Annotated in this window: 17 protein-coding genes; 15 read left to right on the top strand and 2 right to left on the bottom strand. The window is 41.5% G+C overall.

The genetic code is table 11. The features are described 5' to 3' along the window. Positions 1–250 precede the first annotated feature (250 nt). Both H7T98_RS08320 and H7T98_RS08315 read left to right on the top strand, forming a co-directional pair. Positions 251–706 (top strand): CtsR family transcriptional regulator, encoded by a 456-nt coding sequence (locus H7T98_RS08320; protein ID WP_014633783.1) that lies wholly within the window; start codon positions 251–253, stop codon positions 704–706. Then, complete coding sequence (locus H7T98_RS08315; RefSeq protein WP_070439736.1) at positions 707–3,157, top strand: ATP-dependent Clp protease ATP-binding subunit; 2,451 nt, start codon at positions 707–709, stop codon at positions 3,155–3,157. Between the two features lie 127 nt (positions 3,158–3,284). On the opposite strand, the gene pbp3 (H7T98_RS08310) is transcribed toward H7T98_RS08315, so the two are convergent. Together pbp3 (H7T98_RS08310) and pbp3 (H7T98_RS08305) are read right to left on the bottom strand one after the other, a co-directional pair. After that, entirely contained in the window at positions 3,285–4,541 is a 1,257-nt protein-coding gene (gene pbp3 / locus H7T98_RS08310) for a D-alanyl-D-alanine carboxypeptidase PBP3 (RefSeq protein WP_201061660.1), read from the bottom strand. A 144-nt stretch (positions 4,542–4,685) separates the two neighbouring features. Further along, the gene (pbp3, locus tag H7T98_RS08305) at positions 4,686–5,933 is read right to left on the bottom strand and encodes a D-alanyl-D-alanine carboxypeptidase PBP3 (RefSeq protein ID WP_022496762.1); all 1,248 of its coding nucleotides are present in this window, start codon (positions 5,931–5,933) and stop codon (positions 4,686–4,688) included. Positions 5,934–6,142: 209 nt separating this feature from the next. Here pbp3 (H7T98_RS08305) and pnp point away from each other — a divergent pair, with 209 nt between their 5' ends. The 13 genes from pnp to rpsI all read left to right on the top strand — a co-directional run bounded on the left by pnp (position 6,143) and on the right by rpsI (position 18,049). Next, a complete protein-coding gene (gene pnp, locus H7T98_RS08300; protein ID WP_070439734.1) occupies positions 6,143–8,380 on the top strand; it encodes a polyribonucleotide nucleotidyltransferase in 2,238 nt (745 codons plus the stop codon). Then, entirely contained in the window at positions 8,377–9,147 is a 771-nt protein-coding gene (locus tag H7T98_RS08295) for an SseB family protein (protein WP_070439733.1), read from the top strand. Before pnp ends, H7T98_RS08295 begins: the two co-directional genes overlap by 4 nt. 85 nt (positions 9,148–9,232) lie before the next feature. Then, positions 9,233–9,853 (top strand): serine O-acetyltransferase, encoded by a 621-nt coding sequence (gene cysE, locus H7T98_RS08290; protein WP_002886354.1) that lies wholly within the window; start codon positions 9,233–9,235, stop codon positions 9,851–9,853. A gap of 376 nt (positions 9,854–10,229) precedes the next feature. Next, complete coding sequence (cysS, locus tag H7T98_RS08285; protein WP_014633787.1) at positions 10,230–11,573, top strand: cysteine--tRNA ligase; 1,344 nt, start codon at positions 10,230–10,232, stop codon at positions 11,571–11,573. Next, on the top strand, positions 11,566–11,967 hold the full coding sequence (locus H7T98_RS08280) for a Mini-ribonuclease 3 (RefSeq protein ID WP_002886359.1): 402 nt from the start codon (positions 11,566–11,568) through the stop codon (positions 11,965–11,967). Before cysS ends, H7T98_RS08280 begins: the two co-directional genes overlap by 8 nt. Before the next feature lie 291 nt (positions 11,968–12,258). Further along, positions 12,259–13,932, top strand: coding sequence for a hypothetical protein (locus H7T98_RS08275; RefSeq protein ID WP_201061658.1), 1,674 nt, complete (start codon positions 12,259–12,261; stop codon positions 13,930–13,932). Between the two features lie 47 nt (positions 13,933–13,979). Further along, positions 13,980–14,723 (top strand): 23S rRNA (guanosine(2251)-2'-O)-methyltransferase RlmB, encoded by a 744-nt coding sequence (gene rlmB, locus H7T98_RS08270; protein WP_004182149.1) that lies wholly within the window; start codon positions 13,980–13,982, stop codon positions 14,721–14,723. 2 nt (positions 14,724–14,725) lie between these two features. Next, complete coding sequence (locus H7T98_RS08265; protein ID WP_060973211.1) at positions 14,726–15,241, top strand: NYN domain-containing protein; 516 nt, start codon at positions 14,726–14,728, stop codon at positions 15,239–15,241. A gap of 8 nt (positions 15,242–15,249) precedes the next feature. Continuing rightward, entirely contained in the window at positions 15,250–16,110 is an 861-nt protein-coding gene (locus H7T98_RS08260) for a DegV family protein (RefSeq protein WP_201061656.1), read from the top strand. Between the two features lie 124 nt (positions 16,111–16,234). Next, complete coding sequence (locus H7T98_RS08255; RefSeq protein ID WP_260319155.1) at positions 16,235–16,732, top strand: hypothetical protein; 498 nt, start codon at positions 16,235–16,237, stop codon at positions 16,730–16,732. 9 nt (positions 16,733–16,741) lie between these two features. After that, the gene (locus H7T98_RS08250) at positions 16,742–16,942 is read left to right on the top strand and encodes a helix-turn-helix transcriptional regulator (RefSeq protein ID WP_002886373.1); all 201 of its coding nucleotides are present in this window, start codon (positions 16,742–16,744) and stop codon (positions 16,940–16,942) included. 249 nt (positions 16,943–17,191) lie between these two features. Beyond that, positions 17,192–17,638: a 50S ribosomal protein L13 gene (gene rplM / locus H7T98_RS08245; protein WP_201061654.1), complete on the top strand. Its 447-nt coding sequence runs from the start codon at positions 17,192–17,194 to the stop codon at positions 17,636–17,638. An 18-nt stretch (positions 17,639–17,656) separates the two neighbouring features. Further along, on the top strand, positions 17,657–18,049 hold the full coding sequence (gene rpsI / locus H7T98_RS08240; RefSeq protein WP_000075973.1) for a 30S ribosomal protein S9: 393 nt from the start codon (positions 17,657–17,659) through the stop codon (positions 18,047–18,049). Positions 18,050–18,087 lie beyond the last annotated feature (38 nt).

Here is an 18,087-nt window from a genome sequence, read left to right as displayed (position 1 = left end):
GATAAGACTAATACTACTGCGAAAGTGCTAAAAAGTACTTGTTGGATTAGGTGGGTCTCAGCCTGTTAAAGTGGATAGAAAATTTGAATCAAACACCTTAAGTTACCTAATATTTCAGTCTTATTTATTGTATCTTATATGGTCTTTAATGACAACTTTAAAAAGCTTTTTGAAGGTATAGTTTCCCATGAGCTGACATTTTTGGTATAATAATAGTCAGTTATAGTCAAATTAGACTGGAGGAATTAAGATGGCAAGAAATACATCAGATAGTATAGAAGAATATATTAAAGAATTGCTGGGCCAGTCTGGAATTGCTGAGATTCAACGCTCGAACTTAGCAGATACTTTTCAAGTTGTACCGAGTCAGATTAACTATGTTATTAAGACTCGTTTTACAGAAAGTCGTGGTTATATTGTTGAGAGTAAACGTGGAGGTGGCGGTTATATTCGTATCGTCAAGGTCAGATTCTCCGACAAGCACCACATGATTAATGATTTGCTTCAGAACTTGGCAGATCAGCTCAGCGAGCAGGTATTTACAGACTTGATTCAGTTGCTTTTTGATGAAAAAATCATCACTGAACGTGAGGGAAATTTGATTTTAGCAACTGCTAGTGATGATGTTTTAGGCGAAGATGCGGCCGCTATTCGTTCGCGTATTCTGCGCTCGCTATTACTTAGATTGGATAGAAAAGGAAATTAGATGACGACATATTCAAGAAAAATGCAGGCCATTTTCCATCGTGCTCAGCTAGAGGCAGAGCGTTTTGGAAGTCCTTTCTTGGAGACTTGGCATGTGCTTCTGGCTATGGTTGAGGTTCCAGGATCTGTAGCCTACCTAACATTTACTGATTTTGAGGACCGTATTCGTGCGGAAGAGATTGAGACCGCTGCTGTACTAGCGATGGAGAAAAGTCCAAAAGACTTGTCTGAATCAGATATTATCGATTTACGTGCACAGTCACATGCTTTAGAGGCTATGTTGCAAGAGGCAGAGGGAATTGCTAGTGTGACTGGTGCTGTAGAGGTAGGGTCTGAACATGTATTGATGGCCTTCCTTCTTCATAAGGATTTGATGGTTTGTCGTCTCCTTGAAGTTGCTGGTTTTCAATATAAGGATGACAGCGATAAGCCTCGTATTATCGATTTACGACGTTCTTTGGAGCGTTACGCAGGTCTTAGTAAGCAAGATTTGAAGGCCATTCATGACCTTCGTAAGCCTAAAAAATCAAAGGCATCAGGAAATTTTGCTAATATGATGCAGCCTCCTCAATCTTCTACTGGGGAACTGTCAGATTATACCAAAGACTTAACGGCAGTAGCCGAATCAGGTGCTCTTGATCCTGTTATTGGACGTGAGAAAGAAATTTCACGCATGATTCAGGTTTTGAGTCGTAAAACGAAGAATAACCCAGTTCTTGTGGGTGAAGCAGGTGTTGGTAAGACGGCACTTGCGCTTGGCTTAGCACAGCGTATTGCTTCAGGCGAAGTACCTTTTGAGTTGGCTGATATGCGTATCTTAGAGCTTGATATGATGAGTGTGGTTGCAGGAACACGTTTCCGTGGCGATTTCGAAGAACGTATGAATCAGATCATTGATGAGATTGAAGCTGATGGAAAAATCATTCTCTTTATTGACGAATTGCATACGATTATCGGTTCTGGTTCAGGTATTGATAGTACCTTAGATGCGGCGAATATTTTGAAACCCGCTCTAGCACGTGGAACCCTTCATATGGTTGGAGCAACTACTCAAGCTGAGTACCAGAAGCATATTGAAAAAGATGCAGCTCTTTCTCGCCGTTTTGCTAAAATTACAATTGAGGAGCCAAGTGTACCTGAGGCGATTGATATTCTAAAAGGCCTACGGTCGTCTTATGAAGACTATCATCGTGTAACGATTACTGATGAGGCAGTTGAGACAGCGGTCAAGGCGGCCCACCGTTATTTGACAAGTAAAAACTTACCTGACTCTGCCATTGATCTTTTAGATGAAGCGAGTGCAACTGTTCAAGGTCGTATCAAAAAAGAAGCCAAACGTGAGATAACGCCTTTGGATGAAGCACTTCTATCTGGTGATATGAAGGCTGCTGTTAAACAATATAAAGCTAGCCAAAAAGCAAAATTACCCAAACCTGCCTTGGTAGATGCAGATCAGATTATGCAAACCCTTAGTCGTCTATCAGGTATTCCTGTTGAGAAGATGACTCAGGCAGATAGCAAGCGTTACTTGAATCTGGAAGCAGAGCTTCACAAACGTGTTATTGGTCAAGATGAAGCAGTTTCAGCCATTAGTCGTGCTATTCGTCGTAACCAGTCAGGTATTCGTACTGGAAAACGTCCAATTGGTTCCTTTATGTTCCTTGGACCTACTGGTGTTGGTAAGACAGAATTGGCCAAGGCTTTGGCGGAAGTTCTCTTTGATGATGAGTCAGCTTTGCTTCGCTTTGACATGTCAGAATACATGGAAAAATTTGCGGCTAGCCGACTTAACGGTGCTCCTCCAGGTTATGTTGGATATGATGAGGGTGGTGAATTAACAGAGAAAGTTCGCAATAAGCCTTACTCAGTTCTCCTCTTTGACGAGGTGGAAAAGGCTCACCCAGACATTTTCAACATCCTCTTACAGGTTTTGGATGATGGTGTCTTGACGGATAGTCGAGGTCGTAAAGTTGACTTCTCAAATACCATTATCATTATGACTTCGAACTTGGGAGCGACTGCTCTTCGTGATGATAAGACCGTTGGTTTTGGTGCCCAAGACATTTCTCATAATCACCAAGCTATGCAGTCACGTATCATGGAAGAACTTAAGAAGGCCTACCGCCCAGAGTTTATCAACCGTATTGATGAGAAGGTTGTCTTCCATAGTCTAGAGGAAGAGCAACTTCGTGAGATTGTTAAGATTATGGTGAAACCGTTGGTATCAGCTTTGGCTGAAAAAGGGATTGACTTGAAATTCCAACCAGCTGCCCTTAAGCATTTAGCTAAAGATGGTTATGATGTTGAGATGGGTGCTCGTCCATTACGTCGTACGATTCAAACTCAAGTGGAGGACAAGTTATCTGAGCTCTTACTAGGTGGCCAAGTAGTTAGTGGACAAACTCTTAAAATCGGCTGCTCGAAAGATAAATTAACCTTTACAGTAGTGTAAAAATCAAACAAAAAGACATATTACAGGTGTAGTCTGTCTTTTTTGTGTCAATAGGAGTCAAGGTAGAGTCAATCTTTCTGTAAAGATGGGGTAAAAGAAAAAGCCGAGCAAAGCTCGACTGTAATGATTAGAGTTTTTCGTTGACAAAGTTGACAAAGTGATTCCACCAGACCTTGAGGAAGAAGCTTTTCTTAACTTCTTTACCAGCAACCAGTTCCATGCTAGGCATACCTTGGTTAGGCAAGTAACCTTCTCCTACAAGTGACTTATCTTCAAAGGTAGCAGTTCCAACCTTGTCACTTGAGTTGACAGGGGCTTGGACTTGATTTGTAGTAACTTTAATATGTTTACTATTGTTAGCATCTATTTTTTGGATGATATTAAAGTCAGACTTAGCGACGGCAGTGACTTGCTTAGATTTACCATCAATAACATGGGCTTGACTTTTACCGATGGCTTGTCTTTTCTTGGCAATGGTCTTGCTTTCCCAGTGATAGACTACGTAATTAAGCAGGTCGTTAGTTGCAGTGAAACGGGCATAGTCGTCGGTGTCGGTATTATCAGCATTCATAATGACTGTGATAATGCTCATGCCACTTTCATTTGAGTGGGCCACGAAGGAAGCACCGGCTAAATCAGTGGTTCCCGTTTTTAGGCCATCCACTCCTTTACGATAACTAGGTTGTCCCTTGAGCATATAGTTGAAGGTTTTAAGTTTGTTGACACCATCAAAGTCAGCCTCAGTTTTTTTAGTGATGTCGAGAATTTCAGGATATTCTTTCACCACGTGTTGTGCAATGATAGCAACATCTTTAGCACTCATGGTATTTTCTTCGTCTGATTTAGAGCCTGGATAGATATTGTCACCTAAGTAAGAATTATTGAGACCAGAGGCATTGACAATCTTGGCATCAGTGATACCCCAATCTTTAAGTTGGGCTTTCATCATGTCGACAAACTTACTTTCGGTTCCTCCGATTTCCTCGGCTAGAGCAATAGATGCACTGTTGGCACTGGAAATAAGAGTTGCGTCAAGAAGTTGTTTGACAGTGTATTTGCGGGCATCTAGTGGAATATTGGATACTCCGGCACTGACAGTTAGTTCAAAGGGATAGTCAGAAATCTCAACTTTGCTATTCCATTTGAGGTCTCCCTGATCTACCGCTTTATACACCATGTAGGCCGTTAGGAGCTTGGTAATAGAGCCAATCCCTGTAGAGGTAGTGGCATCTTTTTCGTATAAAATTTTGCCAGTAGTCGCTTCGACAGCGATGGCATGTTTGGCTGCGACATCATATCCTTTTTTCTTATCTGCTGCAAAAGCAGGGGCTACGCTTCCCAGACAGAGTAAGAAGGTCATCATAAGCGTAATCAGTTTTTTCATGGTTTGTTCCTTCATGTGTTTTGGATATTTATTATACCACATTTTGAGAGGAACTTAAGGTGTTGAGAAGGGGCTTTTACTTACAAGACCAATTTTGAAGGCAAGATAAAACTACCTTTTGATAGCTAAAAGGTAGTTTTGTGTTTACTTGTTTCCTGTAAAGAAATTAACGATATGATTCCACCAAACTTTTAAGAAGAAACTTTTCTTGATAGATTGGTTGGCTGTTACAGAAACTTGAGGTGGCTCAGAGATGTAACCTGTCCCTACGAGATCCTTATCATCAAAAGTTGCAGTTCCGATAGTATCCCCTTTTTTGATAGGTGCCGTTATGGTTTTTGCTTTGATTTTAACAGCATCATTTTTACTATTTATTTTTTGAACGACCGTAAGGTCTGACTCGAGTTTAGCAGAGATGGTTTGGCTATCTCCGTCAGCCACCTTGATATCATTTTTCTTGACGATTTGTCCTTTGGTGTTGAGGGTTTTGATTTCCCAGTTTTGTGTCACATAATCTAGCAACTCATTTGTGGCTGTGAATCTGGCAGCTTCATCTTCTCCGCCATTATCCGCATTCATAACAACGGTAATCAAGCTCATGCCATTTTCATTGGAGTGGGCTACGAAGGAAGCCCCTGCAAGTTCAGTTGTTCCAGTCTTGAGTCCATCAACGCCTTCACGGTAGTTGTCTTGACCTTCTAACATGTAGTTGTGCGTCGTTAATTTGTTGTCACCTTCGAAATCAGTTTCGGTTTGCTTGGTGATTTCAAGTACCTGAGGATAGTCTTTGATGAGGTGGTCTGCAATAATGGCAACATCTAGAGCACTCATAGTATTTTCGTCATCTGCTTTAGAGCCAGGATAGCGGTTATCGCCTAGGTATTTATTATTTAGTCCTGAAGCGTTGTATAATTTAGCATCTGTAATGCCCCACTCTTTAAGTTGGGCTGTCATAGTGTCAACAAATGCACTCTCTGATCCTGAGATTTTTTCAGCTAGAGCAATAGCAGTACTGTTAGCGCTGGAAATGAGGGTGGCATCTAGGAGCTGTTTAACAGTGTATTTTCGGGAATCTAGTGGGACATTTGAAACTTCTGAATCAACGGTTAAGTTGAAAGGATAGTCTGAGATATCGACGTCAGTGTCCCAGGTAATTTTTCCTTGGTCAACTGCTTTATAGACCATGTAGGCTGTTAGGATTTTAGTCATTGAAGCCACACCGTCAGGAGTAGTGGCGTCCTTTTCATAGAGGACTTTCCCTGTAGTTGCTTCGACAGCAATCGCATGTTTAGCGGAAACATTGAAGTCATCTGTCTGTTCTTGTGCTAGAGCAGGTGTTACTAGGCCTAGTAAGATTAAGGCAATCATAATGATGTGTTGTAATTTTTTCATAGTCATTCCTTTGTCTCTCATAAGTGTTTATTATATCACAAAACGACTTAAATATCTGAGAGAAAGGGAGACTTGGGTGCTAACTTATGCCGGAGCTCTGCCATTTTTGACTATATTATGGTAAAATGAAAGTTATATCAAATGAATGACATAAAGTTGACCGGTTCGTTTTTGTAAGGGCTGGTCATGGATAAAAAGAGGGATCAAACATGGCTAAACAAACTTTTGAGATGACCTTTGCAGGACGCCCGCTTGTCGTTGAAGTTGGGCAGGTAGCCAAGCAGGCTAATGGTGCTGTCGTCGTGCGTTATGGAGATACAACGGTATTATCAACAGCTGTTATGTCTAAAAAGATGGCAACGGCAGATTTCTTTCCTTTACAGGTTAATTATGAGGAAAAAATGTATGCAGCTGGCAAGTTCCCGGGGGGCTTTAACAAGCGTGAGGGTCGCCCTTCAACAGATGCCACGTTGACTGCTCGCCTCATTGATCGTCCTATTCGTCCTATGTTTGCGGAGGGCTTTCGTAACGAAGTTCAGGTCATTAACACGGTTCTCTCTTATGATGAGAATGCTAGTGCTCCGATGGCGGCTATGTTTGGGAGTTCTTTAGCTCTTTCTATCTCTGATATTCCTTTCAATGGTCCAATTGCTGGGGTTCAAGTAGCCTATGCTGCAGAAGATTTCATCATCAATCCAAGTGCAGCGGATAAGGAAGTTTCACTTTTAGATTTGACAGTGGCAGGTACCAAGGAAGCTATCAATATGGTAGAGTCAGGTGCCCAGGAATTGTCTGAGGATATTATGTTGCAAGCACTCTTGAAGGGGCATGAGGCCATTCAAGAGTTGGTTGATTTCCAAAATTATATCGTTGCAGCTGTTGGTAAGGAAAAGGCTGAGGTTGAACTTCTACAAGTTGATGCTGATTTGAAAGTCGAAATCGAAACAGCTTATTATGATCAGTTAGCTAAGGCTGTTCAGGTGGAAGAAAAACTGGCGCGTGAAGCAGCAACCCAGGCTGTAAAAGAAGAGGTCCTCGCTTCTTATCAGGAACGCTTTGCGGAAGATGAGGATAAGGAAACTATTCTGCGTGATGTGGCAGAAATCCTTGAGCAGATGGAACATGCTGAAGTGCGCCGTCTCATTACCGAGGATAAGGTTCGTCCAGATGGCCGTCGTGTGGATGAAATCCGTCCTTTGGACGCAGAGATTGACTTTCTTCCTAAGGTTCATGGTTCAGGTCTCTTTACACGTGGTCAAACTCAAGCCTTGTCAGTTTTGACTTTGGCACCTATGAGTGATACACAGCTTGTTGATGGTTTGGATCCAGAGTATAAGAAGCGTTTCCTTCACCACTATAATTTTCCTCAGTATTCAGTGGGTGAAACAGGGCGTTACGGTGCACCAGGTCGACGTGAAATTGGTCACGGAGCCTTGGGTGAACGTGCCCTTGCTCAGGTTCTTCCAAGTATTGAAGAGTTCCCTTATGCTATCCGTTTGGTAGCAGAAGTCTTGGAGTCAAATGGTTCTTCCTCACAAGCTTCTATTTGTGCAGGAACCTTGGCGCTTATGGCTGGAGGTGTACCGATTAAGGCACCTGTTGCAGGTATTGCCATGGGACTTATCTCAGATGGTACTAACTACACTGTCCTAACTGATATTCAAGGTTTGGAAGATCATTTTGGAGATATGGACTTTAAGGTAGCTGGTACACGTCAAGGAATTACAGCTCTTCAGATGGATATTAAGATTTCGGGTATTACACCGGCCATTCTCGAAGAGGCTTTGGCTCAGGCAAAGGTAGCTCGTTTTGAAATTCTTGATGTTATTGAGTCAGCAATCGCTGAGCCACGTCCAGAATTGGCACCAACAGCGCCTAAGATTGATAGTATTCAGATTCCTGTTGACAAAATCAAGGTTGTCATCGGTAAAGGTGGCGAAACTATTGACAAGATTATCGCTGAAACTGGTGTCACTATTGATATCGATGAAGAAGGTCTTGTTCAGATTTTCTCTAGCGATCAGGATGCTATTATCCGTGCTAAAGCTATCATCTCCGATCTTGTACGTGAAGCTAAGGTTGGTGAAGTTTACACTGTACCCGTTGTGCGTATTGAAAAGTTCGGTGCCTTTGTCCACCTTTTCAATAAGACAGATGCTCTCATCCATATCTCAGAACTAGCTTGGGAACGTACTGAGCATGTCGAAGATGTGGTTAAAGTTGGGGGTACGGTAACTGTTAAAATTATCAAAATCGATGAAAAAGGACGTATCGATGCCTCAATCAAGGCCTTGCTTCCTAAGCCTGAAAAACTTGATGATGGGGAAAATGGAGGAGAGCAGCGACATCGCCGTCGTTCTCATCATAAACCACGCCACCATAATGAAAGTGGTGAAGCACCGAAAAATCCTGATAAATCAGAAACGAAAGAACACACAGAAGAATGACAGAAAATCAAGAATTGCAAGCTTTTGATGAAACTCTAAGAGAATTTTTAAAGGAACCAGACCACTTTTTGACCAGTCTGGCTTTGGTTAATCACCTACAACGTACTCCCGTCTTGGCTGCCCAAGACCTCTACGCAGTTGAAGTGGAAGGAAAGAAGGTTGTTCCTGTCTTCACCAATGAACAGGACCTACAATCTTTCCAAGCTACTCAAGAGAGTGCTCGAGAACAGACTTGGGTAGAACGTTCGAGCTTAGATGTTTTAACACAACTTGTTCAGGCAGAGCTTTTTGGTCTTGCTTTCAATTTAAAAGAGGATGGTGACTTCTCGAATACCACTCTTTTTGCAAGCAGTGAACTCATCCAGTTTATCAACTATTTCACTCAGACCCTTAATAATCTTTTGGGTGAGGAAAATCAAAAGGCAGATCCTAAAGATAAGATTTATCTTGTTCCAGCCTTCATTCACAAACGAGAGGAAGATGGCCAGGATGACCGTCTCTTTGCGACCATGTCGAATGCAGAGGGACAGAGTTATGTGCCTGTGTTTACGAACTTAACGAGCTTTGCAAAATGGTACGGTAACGAGACTTTTGGCCTACCTTTCCGTAAGGCTAAAGGGACGATTTTGCAATGGCCACTGTCAGAAATTTACCAGCCTTCAACAGGTGAAAATGAGTTGGATAAGGTTCAAGGTATTGTCATCAATCCGTTTGATGAGCAGCCTGAGTTAGTCGACTGGTCTTATTTTGAAGGGGATAGCGAGTAGACCTAGTGTTGGTAGCTTTCCACTTTAAATAATAATAGGGCCACAGCAAACAATAATAACAATAATGATGTAAGGAGTGACCTAAATGGGTTGGTGGAAAGAAAGTATTGATATAGTAAAGAAAAATGACCCAGCAGCTCGGACGAGTCTAGAGGTTCTTTTAACCTACCCTGGATTAAAAGCCTTGGCTGCCCATCGTATCTCACATTTTCTCTGGCGCCACCATTGTCGACTCTTAGCGCGTATGCATAGTCAGTTTTGGCGCTTTTGGACTCAGATTGAGATTCACCCAGGGGCTCAGATTGCTGAAGGTGTCTTCATTGACCATGGCTCTGGCCTTGTTATTGGTGAGACAGCTGTTGTGGAGAAGGGGGCTATGCTTTACCACGGTGTCACTTTAGGTGGTACTGGTAAAGATGTCGGAAAACGTCACCCAACCGTTCGTGAGGGTGCCCTAGTTTCAGCCCATGCTCAGGTCATAGGCCCTATTGAGATTGGAAAGAATGCTAAGGTGGGGGCGGCAGCCGTGGTTGTTGCAGATGTCCCAGAAGATGTTACAGTCGTTGGTGTTCCTGCTAAGGTTGTGCGTGTTCATGGTCAAAAGGATGAAGAAGTTATCCACGATATTGAAGAAGGTCGTGAATACTATAGCGAAAAGCTAGAAGACCTTCTAAAAGCAGCTAGCTTCCACTCATCACGTCTATAAGGAAAGGAAACGATGAAACTCTTTAGTTCAAAGGTGACTCGATTGACGGTTGTGGGTCCTCTTGCTCTTGTTTACATTGCTTTACATAGAGCAGACTATAGCATGGCCGCCTTATGGTTTTGCATTGCTCTGTTATGGGCCGGTCTGGTTTTTAAGCAACGACACAAGTGAGATTTGAGTAATGAAAAAATTCTTTAAGGAAAATCCTTTTTTGGTCTTCTATATAGTTGGGAGTTTTCTTTCAGCTATGTCTCTCTTGGCTCAAGGTCAGCTAGTTGCGGCTATTTGGATTATCATTCTCGTTATACTCTTGTGTTTGTACCTAAACCATATCAAGGATAAAAAATAGTTTCCAGTTAATTGAAAGGAATCTCAAGTGATTAAAATTTATGATACGATGACGCGTTCGCTCCGTGATTTTGTACCTTTGACAGAAAATGTTGTCAATATGTATGTCTGCGGACCAACAGTTTACAATTATATTCATATCGGAAATGCCCGTTCAGCAGTAGCTTTTGATACTATTCGTCGTTATTTTGAGTATTGTGGCTATACAGTCAACTATATTTCCAACTTTACGGATGTAGATGATAAGATTATCAAGGCAGCTAATGAAGCTGGTATTTCAACTAAGGAATTGTCGGACAAGTTTATCGCGGCCTTTATGGAAGATACCGGACAACTTGGCATCAAACCAGCGACACAAAATCCTCGTGTTATTAACTATATGGATGAAATCATTGCATTCGTGTCGACCTTGGTTGACAAAGGATTTGCCTATGTCTCTGAAGGTGATGTTTACTTCCGAGTAGCTAAGTCAAACAACTATGCTAAATTGGCTAACAAGACCTTGGAAGATCTTGAAATTGGTGCAAGCGGACGTACGGATGCTGAAACAGAACGTAAGGAAAATCCTCTGGATTTTGCCCTTTGGAAAGCTGCCAAAGAGGGAGAAGTTTCTTGGGACAGCCCATGGGGACCTGGTCGTCCTGGTTGGCACATCGAATGTTCTGTAATGGCGACTGAAATCCTTGGAGATACTATCGATATTCATGGTGGAGGGGCAGACCTTGAGTTTCCACACCATACCAATGAAATTGCCCAATCAGAAGCCAAAACTGGCAAGACCTTTGCTAACTACTGGATGCATAATGGTTTTGTCAATGTGGATAATGAAAAAATGTCAAAATCCTTGGGTAACTTCGTGACCGTTCACGATATGCTTCAAACGGTTGATGGTCAAGTGCTTCGTTTCTTCCTAGCGACACAACAGTATCGTAAACCAATTAACTTTACAGAAAAAGCTATCCATGATGCTGAAGTTAATCTTAAGTATTTGAAAAATACCCACAGTCTTCCGTTGACAGAACAGGTGAATCAAGCTGAGTTGCAAACTTATCTTGACACCTTCCAAGAAGCTATGGATGATGACTTTAATACGGCAAACGGAGTGACTGTTCTGTTTGACATGGCCAAATGGATTAATTCAGGCAATTATGATCAAACCGTTAAGGATGCTTTTGAAAAAATGCTCCAAGTCTTCGGTATTGTTTTCGAAGAAGAAGTCCTTGATGAAGATATCGAAAAACTCATTGAAGAGCGTCAAGCGGCGCGTGCTAACAAGGACTTTGCGACTGCAGACCGCATTCGTGATGAGTTAGCTGCTCAAGGTATCAAACTTCTTGATACCAAGGAGGGCGTGAGGTGGACACGTGACTAAACATCTTGATGTCAACCTTATTAACGGCATTGCTCTCGCCTTTGAGGGAGATGCTGTTTATTCCTTGTACATTCGCCGTCACCTGATTTTTCAAGGTCAGACCAAGCCAAATCAACTGCACCGTCTAGCTACACGCTATGTTTCAGCTAAGGCCCAGGCTAGTCTCATTGAAAAAATGCTAGAGCAAGAGCTTTTGACTGAAAAAGAGCTAGACATCTATAAAAGAGGGCGTAATGCGAATAGCCATACCAAGGCTAAAAATACAGATGTTATTACCTATAAAATGTCAACAGGCTTCGAAGCAGTCATGGGCTATCTTCATATGACAGAGGATATCGCTCGCTTAGAGGAACTGATTGCTTGGTGTATTGACGAAGTTGAAAAAGAAATCTAAAAATTCTGCCGAGAGCAGGATTTTTTGTTATTTAAAGGCTATAAAAATTGTAACAGTTAGCCGGAATTTCAAAATTTAGATTATTTGAAAATCAAAGTAATTCAGCGTCTTGACAATGAAAAATTAAGATGAAACTAATATTTAGCATCTTAAAAATGAGAAAGTTAAGGGGTGTCTGACACGTGTAAAACCCCGATATAATAGCGTTTTTTAATAAAACTAATTTGACAGAAAGTAAAAAAAAAGTCTATAATATTAGTAAATGAGGCCATCTAAAAAATGAGGAGGTGAATGGAAATAGCTAAGAAAAAAGTTTTCTATACAACTTTTGCTGCTTTGATTTTATCTAGCTTTACGCTTCAAACAGGTAAAGCAGATGAAGTTCAGGTAAAACCTGATGAAGCTAAAATAGATTATGTTAATAGTGAGGCACCGGCTCCAGTTGCTCCTCAGGCTGATTTTTCTTCAGTAGGAGCTAAGGCAGAGCCAGCGAGTCAAGTAAGTTCAGTAGTGACCTCAACGTCACTGATGGTTGTCTCTTCAAGTGAGACAGATGAGGGGCTTCTTGAGGTACATTCTCAAGTTGATATCGTGGAGACTAGCGTTTCTACGACGACACCTCATTCAGAAGAGGCTCGTGCCCAGGCTTTTGGTGAGGATCGATCAGTAGCGGCATCTGAACGAGGAGATGCAAACCCGACATCTGATTCTGAACAAGCTAAACCAAATATTGTGCTTACTTATGATAAGTCTCGTGAGGCTACAGCGACTGCAGAGTCTCAAACTGTAGCTTCAATATATAAGAGTGAAAGCACCCTATATACATCTGAACTTGCTGGAAATACACATGCAGTTATTGAAAAATCAGAGTATTCTTCACTGGATTCTCATACGACATCTGTAAGTGCGACTCCTACTAGTCAAGCTATTGCAACTTCTGAAGTCGCTTCTGAGTCTGCAAGCACTGCTAGCTCTCTTGCATCTACGGCTCCAGAAACGAGTCAGTTAAATAATAATTCAGAAGATAGCTTAACTGTCCTTACGGTTGGCTGGAAAGATTCATCATCAACTTCTGAGGTCTTTAAAACTTCTGAAGTGGTTTCTATGTTGCAAAGTGAGAGTTTGACCTATTCGTCAGAGGTAACCTTTACGGATGGACTCATCTCAGAAATCTTAGCGACTCCAATCACTTCTGAAGTATATACCGTTGTTCCAAAACGAGACAGTACTGGAGCGCTTCTTGAAGATCAACCTGCTGTTACAGGGAATACAGATATTCTTTATTTAGCACGTGGTGAAATCTTTAACGTCAACTTTGATGTTAACAAGATGGAAGGTAAGAAGATTAAGGGCCTTAATCTAGTCCTTGATGGCAAACAAATTCATCATAGCTACTTTGTTGAAGGAACTCTGGATGAGGTCAATGCTGGTTTGAGTGCCTACCATTTGGCAGAGCAAACGACTGGTATTCATAAAATGACCTTTGAGTTGATTGATACGAATAACAATATTCATTACCTGACACAGACTTTTAGCGTCTTCAATGAAGGCGAGCGTCCAGTGACACCTGATAGTTACCGTAGGAATCAGTATTCATCAACGACAACAACGACTGTACCGGTTACTTATAATACCAGTGCAAATAACTATACTGAGACCGCCAATCATATACAAGCTACGGCTGTCAATGAGTTGGCTGAGACAACTAGAGCGCTAACACAGCAATTGGCAGAACAAATTGCTGAGGTTTTGAGTGGTTGGTCTTCAGCGATTTCTGGAAATAGTTCAACAAGCACAGGTTCAATTGATATCTTCCAAGCAGCAGGTAAAACCATTACTCAAGCTGCGAGAAGGATTGCAGAATCAATCTCAGATCCAGATACAATTGGTAAGCAAGCTTTGGCTGCTGCAACTGTTGTTCTCGTTCTTCTAGTGCTTTACCTAGCAGCAATTACATTTATTTAACATGCTTTGCCCTCGTAAGAGGGCTTTTTTTATGATAGAATTAGCTTATGAAAACAACTAAAGAATTAAGTCTAGACATTGTTTATGGTGTGCATGCCGTAACAGAGAGTCTGGAAGCAAATACTGGAAATAAACTCTATATTCAAGATGATCTTCGAGGAAAAAATGTTGATGCCATTAAGGCCTTGGCAGCTGAAAAGAAGGTTTCCATCTCTTGGACACCTAAGAAAACCTTGTCTGATATGACAGGTGGAGCTGTGCATCAAGGTTTTGTTCTTCGTGTGTCAGAGTTCGCTTATTCTGAGCTCTCAGTTATTATGGATAAGGCTGAACAAGAGGAGAATCCTCTAGTCCTCATTTTAGATGGACTCAACGATCCTCATAACTTTGGTTCTATCCTACGTACAGCTGATGCTACTCAGGTGACAGGAGTTATTATTCCTAAGCATCGTGCTGTGGGGGTAACACCTGTCGTTGCCAAGACATCAACAGGGGCTGTGGAGCATATTCCCATTGCCCGAGTGACCAATCTTAGCCAAACTCTTGATAAGCTTAAAGAAGCAGGCTTCTGGGTATTTGGTACGGATATGGATGGCACCCCATCTCATAAATGGAACACAGCTGGAAAGGTTGCCCTTATCATTGGTAATGAAGGTAAGGGAATCTCTGCTAACATCAAGAAACAAGTGGATGAGATGATTACTATACCCATGAGTGGTCATGTGCAGAGCCTTAATGCCAGTGTGGCAGCAGCAGTTCTCATGTATGAAGTTTATCGAAACCGATTGTAACTATGAAAAAAAGAATACTTCTAGTTGATGGTTATAATATGATTGCCTTTTGGCAAGAAACCCGTCAACTCTTTAAGACCAATCAGCTTGATGAAGCTCGTGAAACATTGCTTCGTAAGCTCAATCATTATGCTAACTTTGAACATATTGATATTATCTGTGTGTTTGATGCCCAGTTTGTTCCAGGAAGTCGTCAGCGTTATGATCAGTATCGTATCAGTGTTATTTTTACTGAGGAAGATGAGACAGCAGATAGCTATATTGAGCGCGCAGCGGCTGAGATGAATACTGTTCAAAATTTAGTTGAAGTAGCAACTAGTGACTTAAATGAACAGTGGGCTATCTTTTCACAAGGAGCTTTGCGTGTTTCGGCGCGTGAGTTGCAAGAGCGTGTCAATACTGTTAAGTCTGACTTAGACAAGATGTCGGCACATATTGACTTAAAGACACCAAAACTACGTCCATGGGACGATGCACAATTAGGGAAATTACAGGACCTTTTAAATGAAATAGAATAGAGGGACATATGACATTTAACATTTTGACAGATTCCACAGCAGATCTAGATGAAAAATGGGCTCAGGAGAATAAGGTAGAGCTCGTTGGTTTGACCATCACGCTTGATGATATTGCCTATGAGACCGTTGGTCCTAACCGTTTAACGAGTGACCGTCTCTTAGAACGTATGCAAGAAGGCAGTCAGCCCACCACAAGCCAGGTGAATGTTGGTCAATTTGAAGAGGTTTTTCGTCGTCATGCTAAAAATGGTGATGCTCTTCTCTATATTGCCTTCTCATCAGTGCTTTCAGGTACTTATCAAAGTGCTGTTATGGCGCGTGACATGATTTTGGATGAATACCCAGAAGCTATCATTGAGATTGTAGATACTCTGGCGGCAGCAGGTGGGGAAGGTTATCTTTCTATTTTGGCGGCAGCAGCTCGTGATCAAGGTAAGAGCTTATCTGAAACGAAAGCCATGATTGAGGACATTCTGCCACGTTTACGGATCTATTTCTTAGTTGATGATCTCTACCATCTCATGCGTGGGGGTCGCCTTTCTAAGAGCTCAGCCATTATTGGTAGTTTGATTAATATCAAACCCCTTCTTTGGTTGGACGCTTCAGGCAAGTTGGTTCCTCTGGCCAAGATTCGTGGACGTAAAAAAGCTATTAAAGAAATGGTCCTACAAGCTACTCAGGATATTGGACATAGCACAGCAATTGTCGCTTATGCCAATGATATTGAAGCTGCGGAGAATCTAAAACAGGACTTGTTAGCAGTTGACGGCATTGAGCAAGTTCTCATTATGCCACTTGGGCCAGTCATCTCTACCCACGTCGGACCAGATACCTTGGCCGTCTTCACGATTGGTAAAGAAGCTAGATAGAAAAGTGTCAGATAGGATTTCCTATCTGATTTTTTGTTTTCTGAAATGATAGATTAATAGAATATAAAAAGATAATCTATACAAAATGAATGATATATTTGACATAACGTAAAATAATGCTATAATGAATCTAGAAAATGGAGGAAACAAAATGAAGAAGTCAAAGAAAAAAGTAGCTAGCACGATGGATGAACGTGCTCAGTTGATCAGCGGAGAATCTTCTGCTAGAGGTTATTGGATAGCCATGCTTGGTATGTTTGTAACGATTATGGTTGCTAGTAAGACACACTCCGTCGAATTAGTGCAGTCACTATTAATCATCACTTTCTTTGGTTCTATGTGCCTAGTATTAGTTCACAGCGTATCACGTAATGGGCATCCATGGTTGCTAGACAAAAAACTTGAGAAGAAGATGCTTATAATTTCCTGGGTAATGTGTTTTTTGGGAATTTTTATATTGCTAATGGGCCTCTTAAGTCTATTTCAGTCGTTTAAGATAGGGAAGAATCTTATGAGTAGTGTAGCATTTTTGACATTGGGTTTGACCCTTATTTGTGACTGCTGGGTTATTATTAAAAGAATCAAGAAGAACCGTCTGGAAGAACAGGAAGACGAAGAGTAGGTTTTTTAAATGAAAAATTTAAAAATGAAGTCAGCGCGTGTAGCAAAGGATCTCACTCAACAGGGGTTGGCAGATGCTATAGGAGTCTCTCGTCAGACTATCTCAGCTATTGAAAAGGGAGACTACAACCCGACTATAAATCTGTGTATTGCTATCTGCAAAACTCTGGACAAAACTTTAGACCAGCTTTTTTGGGAATCTGAGGATTAATTTGTACCCCCTTAGAGGTTAATTAGGTATGATTTCTAGTCTTACACCTTATAAAATTAGAGACTAAAAAATACAAAAAATAAAAGAAAAACACCTCCAAATGACTTGCCTTGGACGTGTTTTTTTGATATTATGTTAAACGGTATTGTTTACCCCATTTGAAAGGCCCCGGAACCTTCCAAATACTTTTCGATGGGAAGGAACACCCATCACTCGTAAACAAAAATCGAACTATATATAGGAGAAATCATGAACAAAACAACATTTATGGCTAAACCAGGCCAAGTTGAACGTAAATGGTATGTCGTTGACGCAACTGATGTGCCACTTGGACGTCTTTCTGCAGTAGTTGCTAGCGTACTTCGCGGAAAAAACAAACCAACTTTCACACCACACACTGATACAGGTGACTTCGTAATCGTTATCAATGCTGAAAAAGTTAAATTGACTGGTAAAAAAGCAACTGATAAGATCTACTACACTCACTCAATGTACCCAGGTGGATTGAAATCAATCTCTGCTGGTGAACTTCGTTCTAAAAATGCAGTTCGTTTGATCGAGAAATCAGTTAAAGGTATGCTTCCACACAATACTCTTGGCCGCGCTCAAGGTATGAAATTGAAAGTATTCGTTGGAGCTGAGCACACTCACGCTGCACAACAACCAGAAGTTCTTGATATTTCAGGACTTATCTAAGGAAAGGAACAATAAAGTATGTCACAAGCACAATATGCAGGTACTGGACGTCGTAAAAACGCTGTTGCACGCGTTCGCCTTGTTCCAGGAACTGGTAAAATCACTGTTAACAAAAAAGATGTTGAAGAGTACATCCCACACGCTGACCTTCGTTTGGTCATCAACCAACCATTCGCAGTTACTTCAACTGTAGGTTCATACGACGTTTTCGTTAACGTTGTAGGTGGTGGATACGCTGGTCAATCAGGAGCTATCCGTCACGGTATCGCTCGTGCCCTTCTTCAAGTAGATCCAGACTTCCGCGATTCATTGAAACGCGCAGGACTTCTTACACGTGACTCACGTAAAGTTGAGCGTAAGAAACCAGGTCTTAAGAAAGCTCGTAAAGCTAGCCAGTTCTCAAAACGTTAAGAAACGGCTACAATACAGCATTTATCAACACTTCATGG

The sequence above is a fragment of the Streptococcus sp. 23.2 genome (assembly GCF_016648665.1).
GTDB lineage: Bacteria > Bacillota > Bacilli > Lactobacillales > Streptococcaceae > Streptococcus > Streptococcus salivarius_E.
This window is presented reverse-complemented; position numbering and strand designations above follow the sequence as displayed.

What these genes read in the sequence shown, in the direction of transcription:
- H7T98_RS08320 (WP_014633783.1), top strand. Translation starts at nt 251, where the DNA reads ATGGCAAGAAATACATCAGATAGTATAGAAGAATATATTAAAGAATTG.
- H7T98_RS08315 (WP_070439736.1), top strand. Translation starts at nt 707, where the DNA reads ATGACGACATATTCAAGAAAAATGCAGGCCATTTTCCATCGTGCTCAG.
- pbp3 (WP_201061660.1), bottom strand. Translation starts at nt 4,541, where the DNA reads ATGAAAAAACTGATTACGCTTATGATGACCTTCTTACTCTGTCTGGGA.
- pbp3 (WP_022496762.1), bottom strand. Translation starts at nt 5,933, where the DNA reads ATGAAAAAATTACAACACATCATTATGATTGCCTTAATCTTACTAGGC.
- pnp (WP_070439734.1), top strand. Translation starts at nt 6,143, where the DNA reads ATGGCTAAACAAACTTTTGAGATGACCTTTGCAGGACGCCCGCTTGTC.
- H7T98_RS08295 (WP_070439733.1), top strand. Translation starts at nt 8,377, where the DNA reads ATGACAGAAAATCAAGAATTGCAAGCTTTTGATGAAACTCTAAGAGAA.
- cysE (WP_002886354.1), top strand. Translation starts at nt 9,233, where the DNA reads ATGGGTTGGTGGAAAGAAAGTATTGATATAGTAAAGAAAAATGACCCA.
- H7T98_RS08275 (WP_201061658.1), top strand. Translation starts at nt 12,259, where the DNA reads ATGGAAATAGCTAAGAAAAAAGTTTTCTATACAACTTTTGCTGCTTTG.
- rlmB (WP_004182149.1), top strand. Translation starts at nt 13,980, where the DNA reads ATGAAAACAACTAAAGAATTAAGTCTAGACATTGTTTATGGTGTGCAT.
- H7T98_RS08265 (WP_060973211.1), top strand. Translation starts at nt 14,726, where the DNA reads ATGAAAAAAAGAATACTTCTAGTTGATGGTTATAATATGATTGCCTTT.
- H7T98_RS08260 (WP_201061656.1), top strand. Translation starts at nt 15,250, where the DNA reads ATGACATTTAACATTTTGACAGATTCCACAGCAGATCTAGATGAAAAA.
- H7T98_RS08255 (WP_260319155.1), top strand. Translation starts at nt 16,235, where the DNA reads ATGAATCTAGAAAATGGAGGAAACAAAATGAAGAAGTCAAAGAAAAAA.
- H7T98_RS08250 (WP_002886373.1), top strand. Translation starts at nt 16,742, where the DNA reads ATGAAAAATTTAAAAATGAAGTCAGCGCGTGTAGCAAAGGATCTCACT.
- rplM (WP_201061654.1), top strand. Translation starts at nt 17,192, where the DNA reads ATGAACAAAACAACATTTATGGCTAAACCAGGCCAAGTTGAACGTAAA.
- rpsI (WP_000075973.1), top strand. Translation starts at nt 17,657, where the DNA reads ATGTCACAAGCACAATATGCAGGTACTGGACGTCGTAAAAACGCTGTT.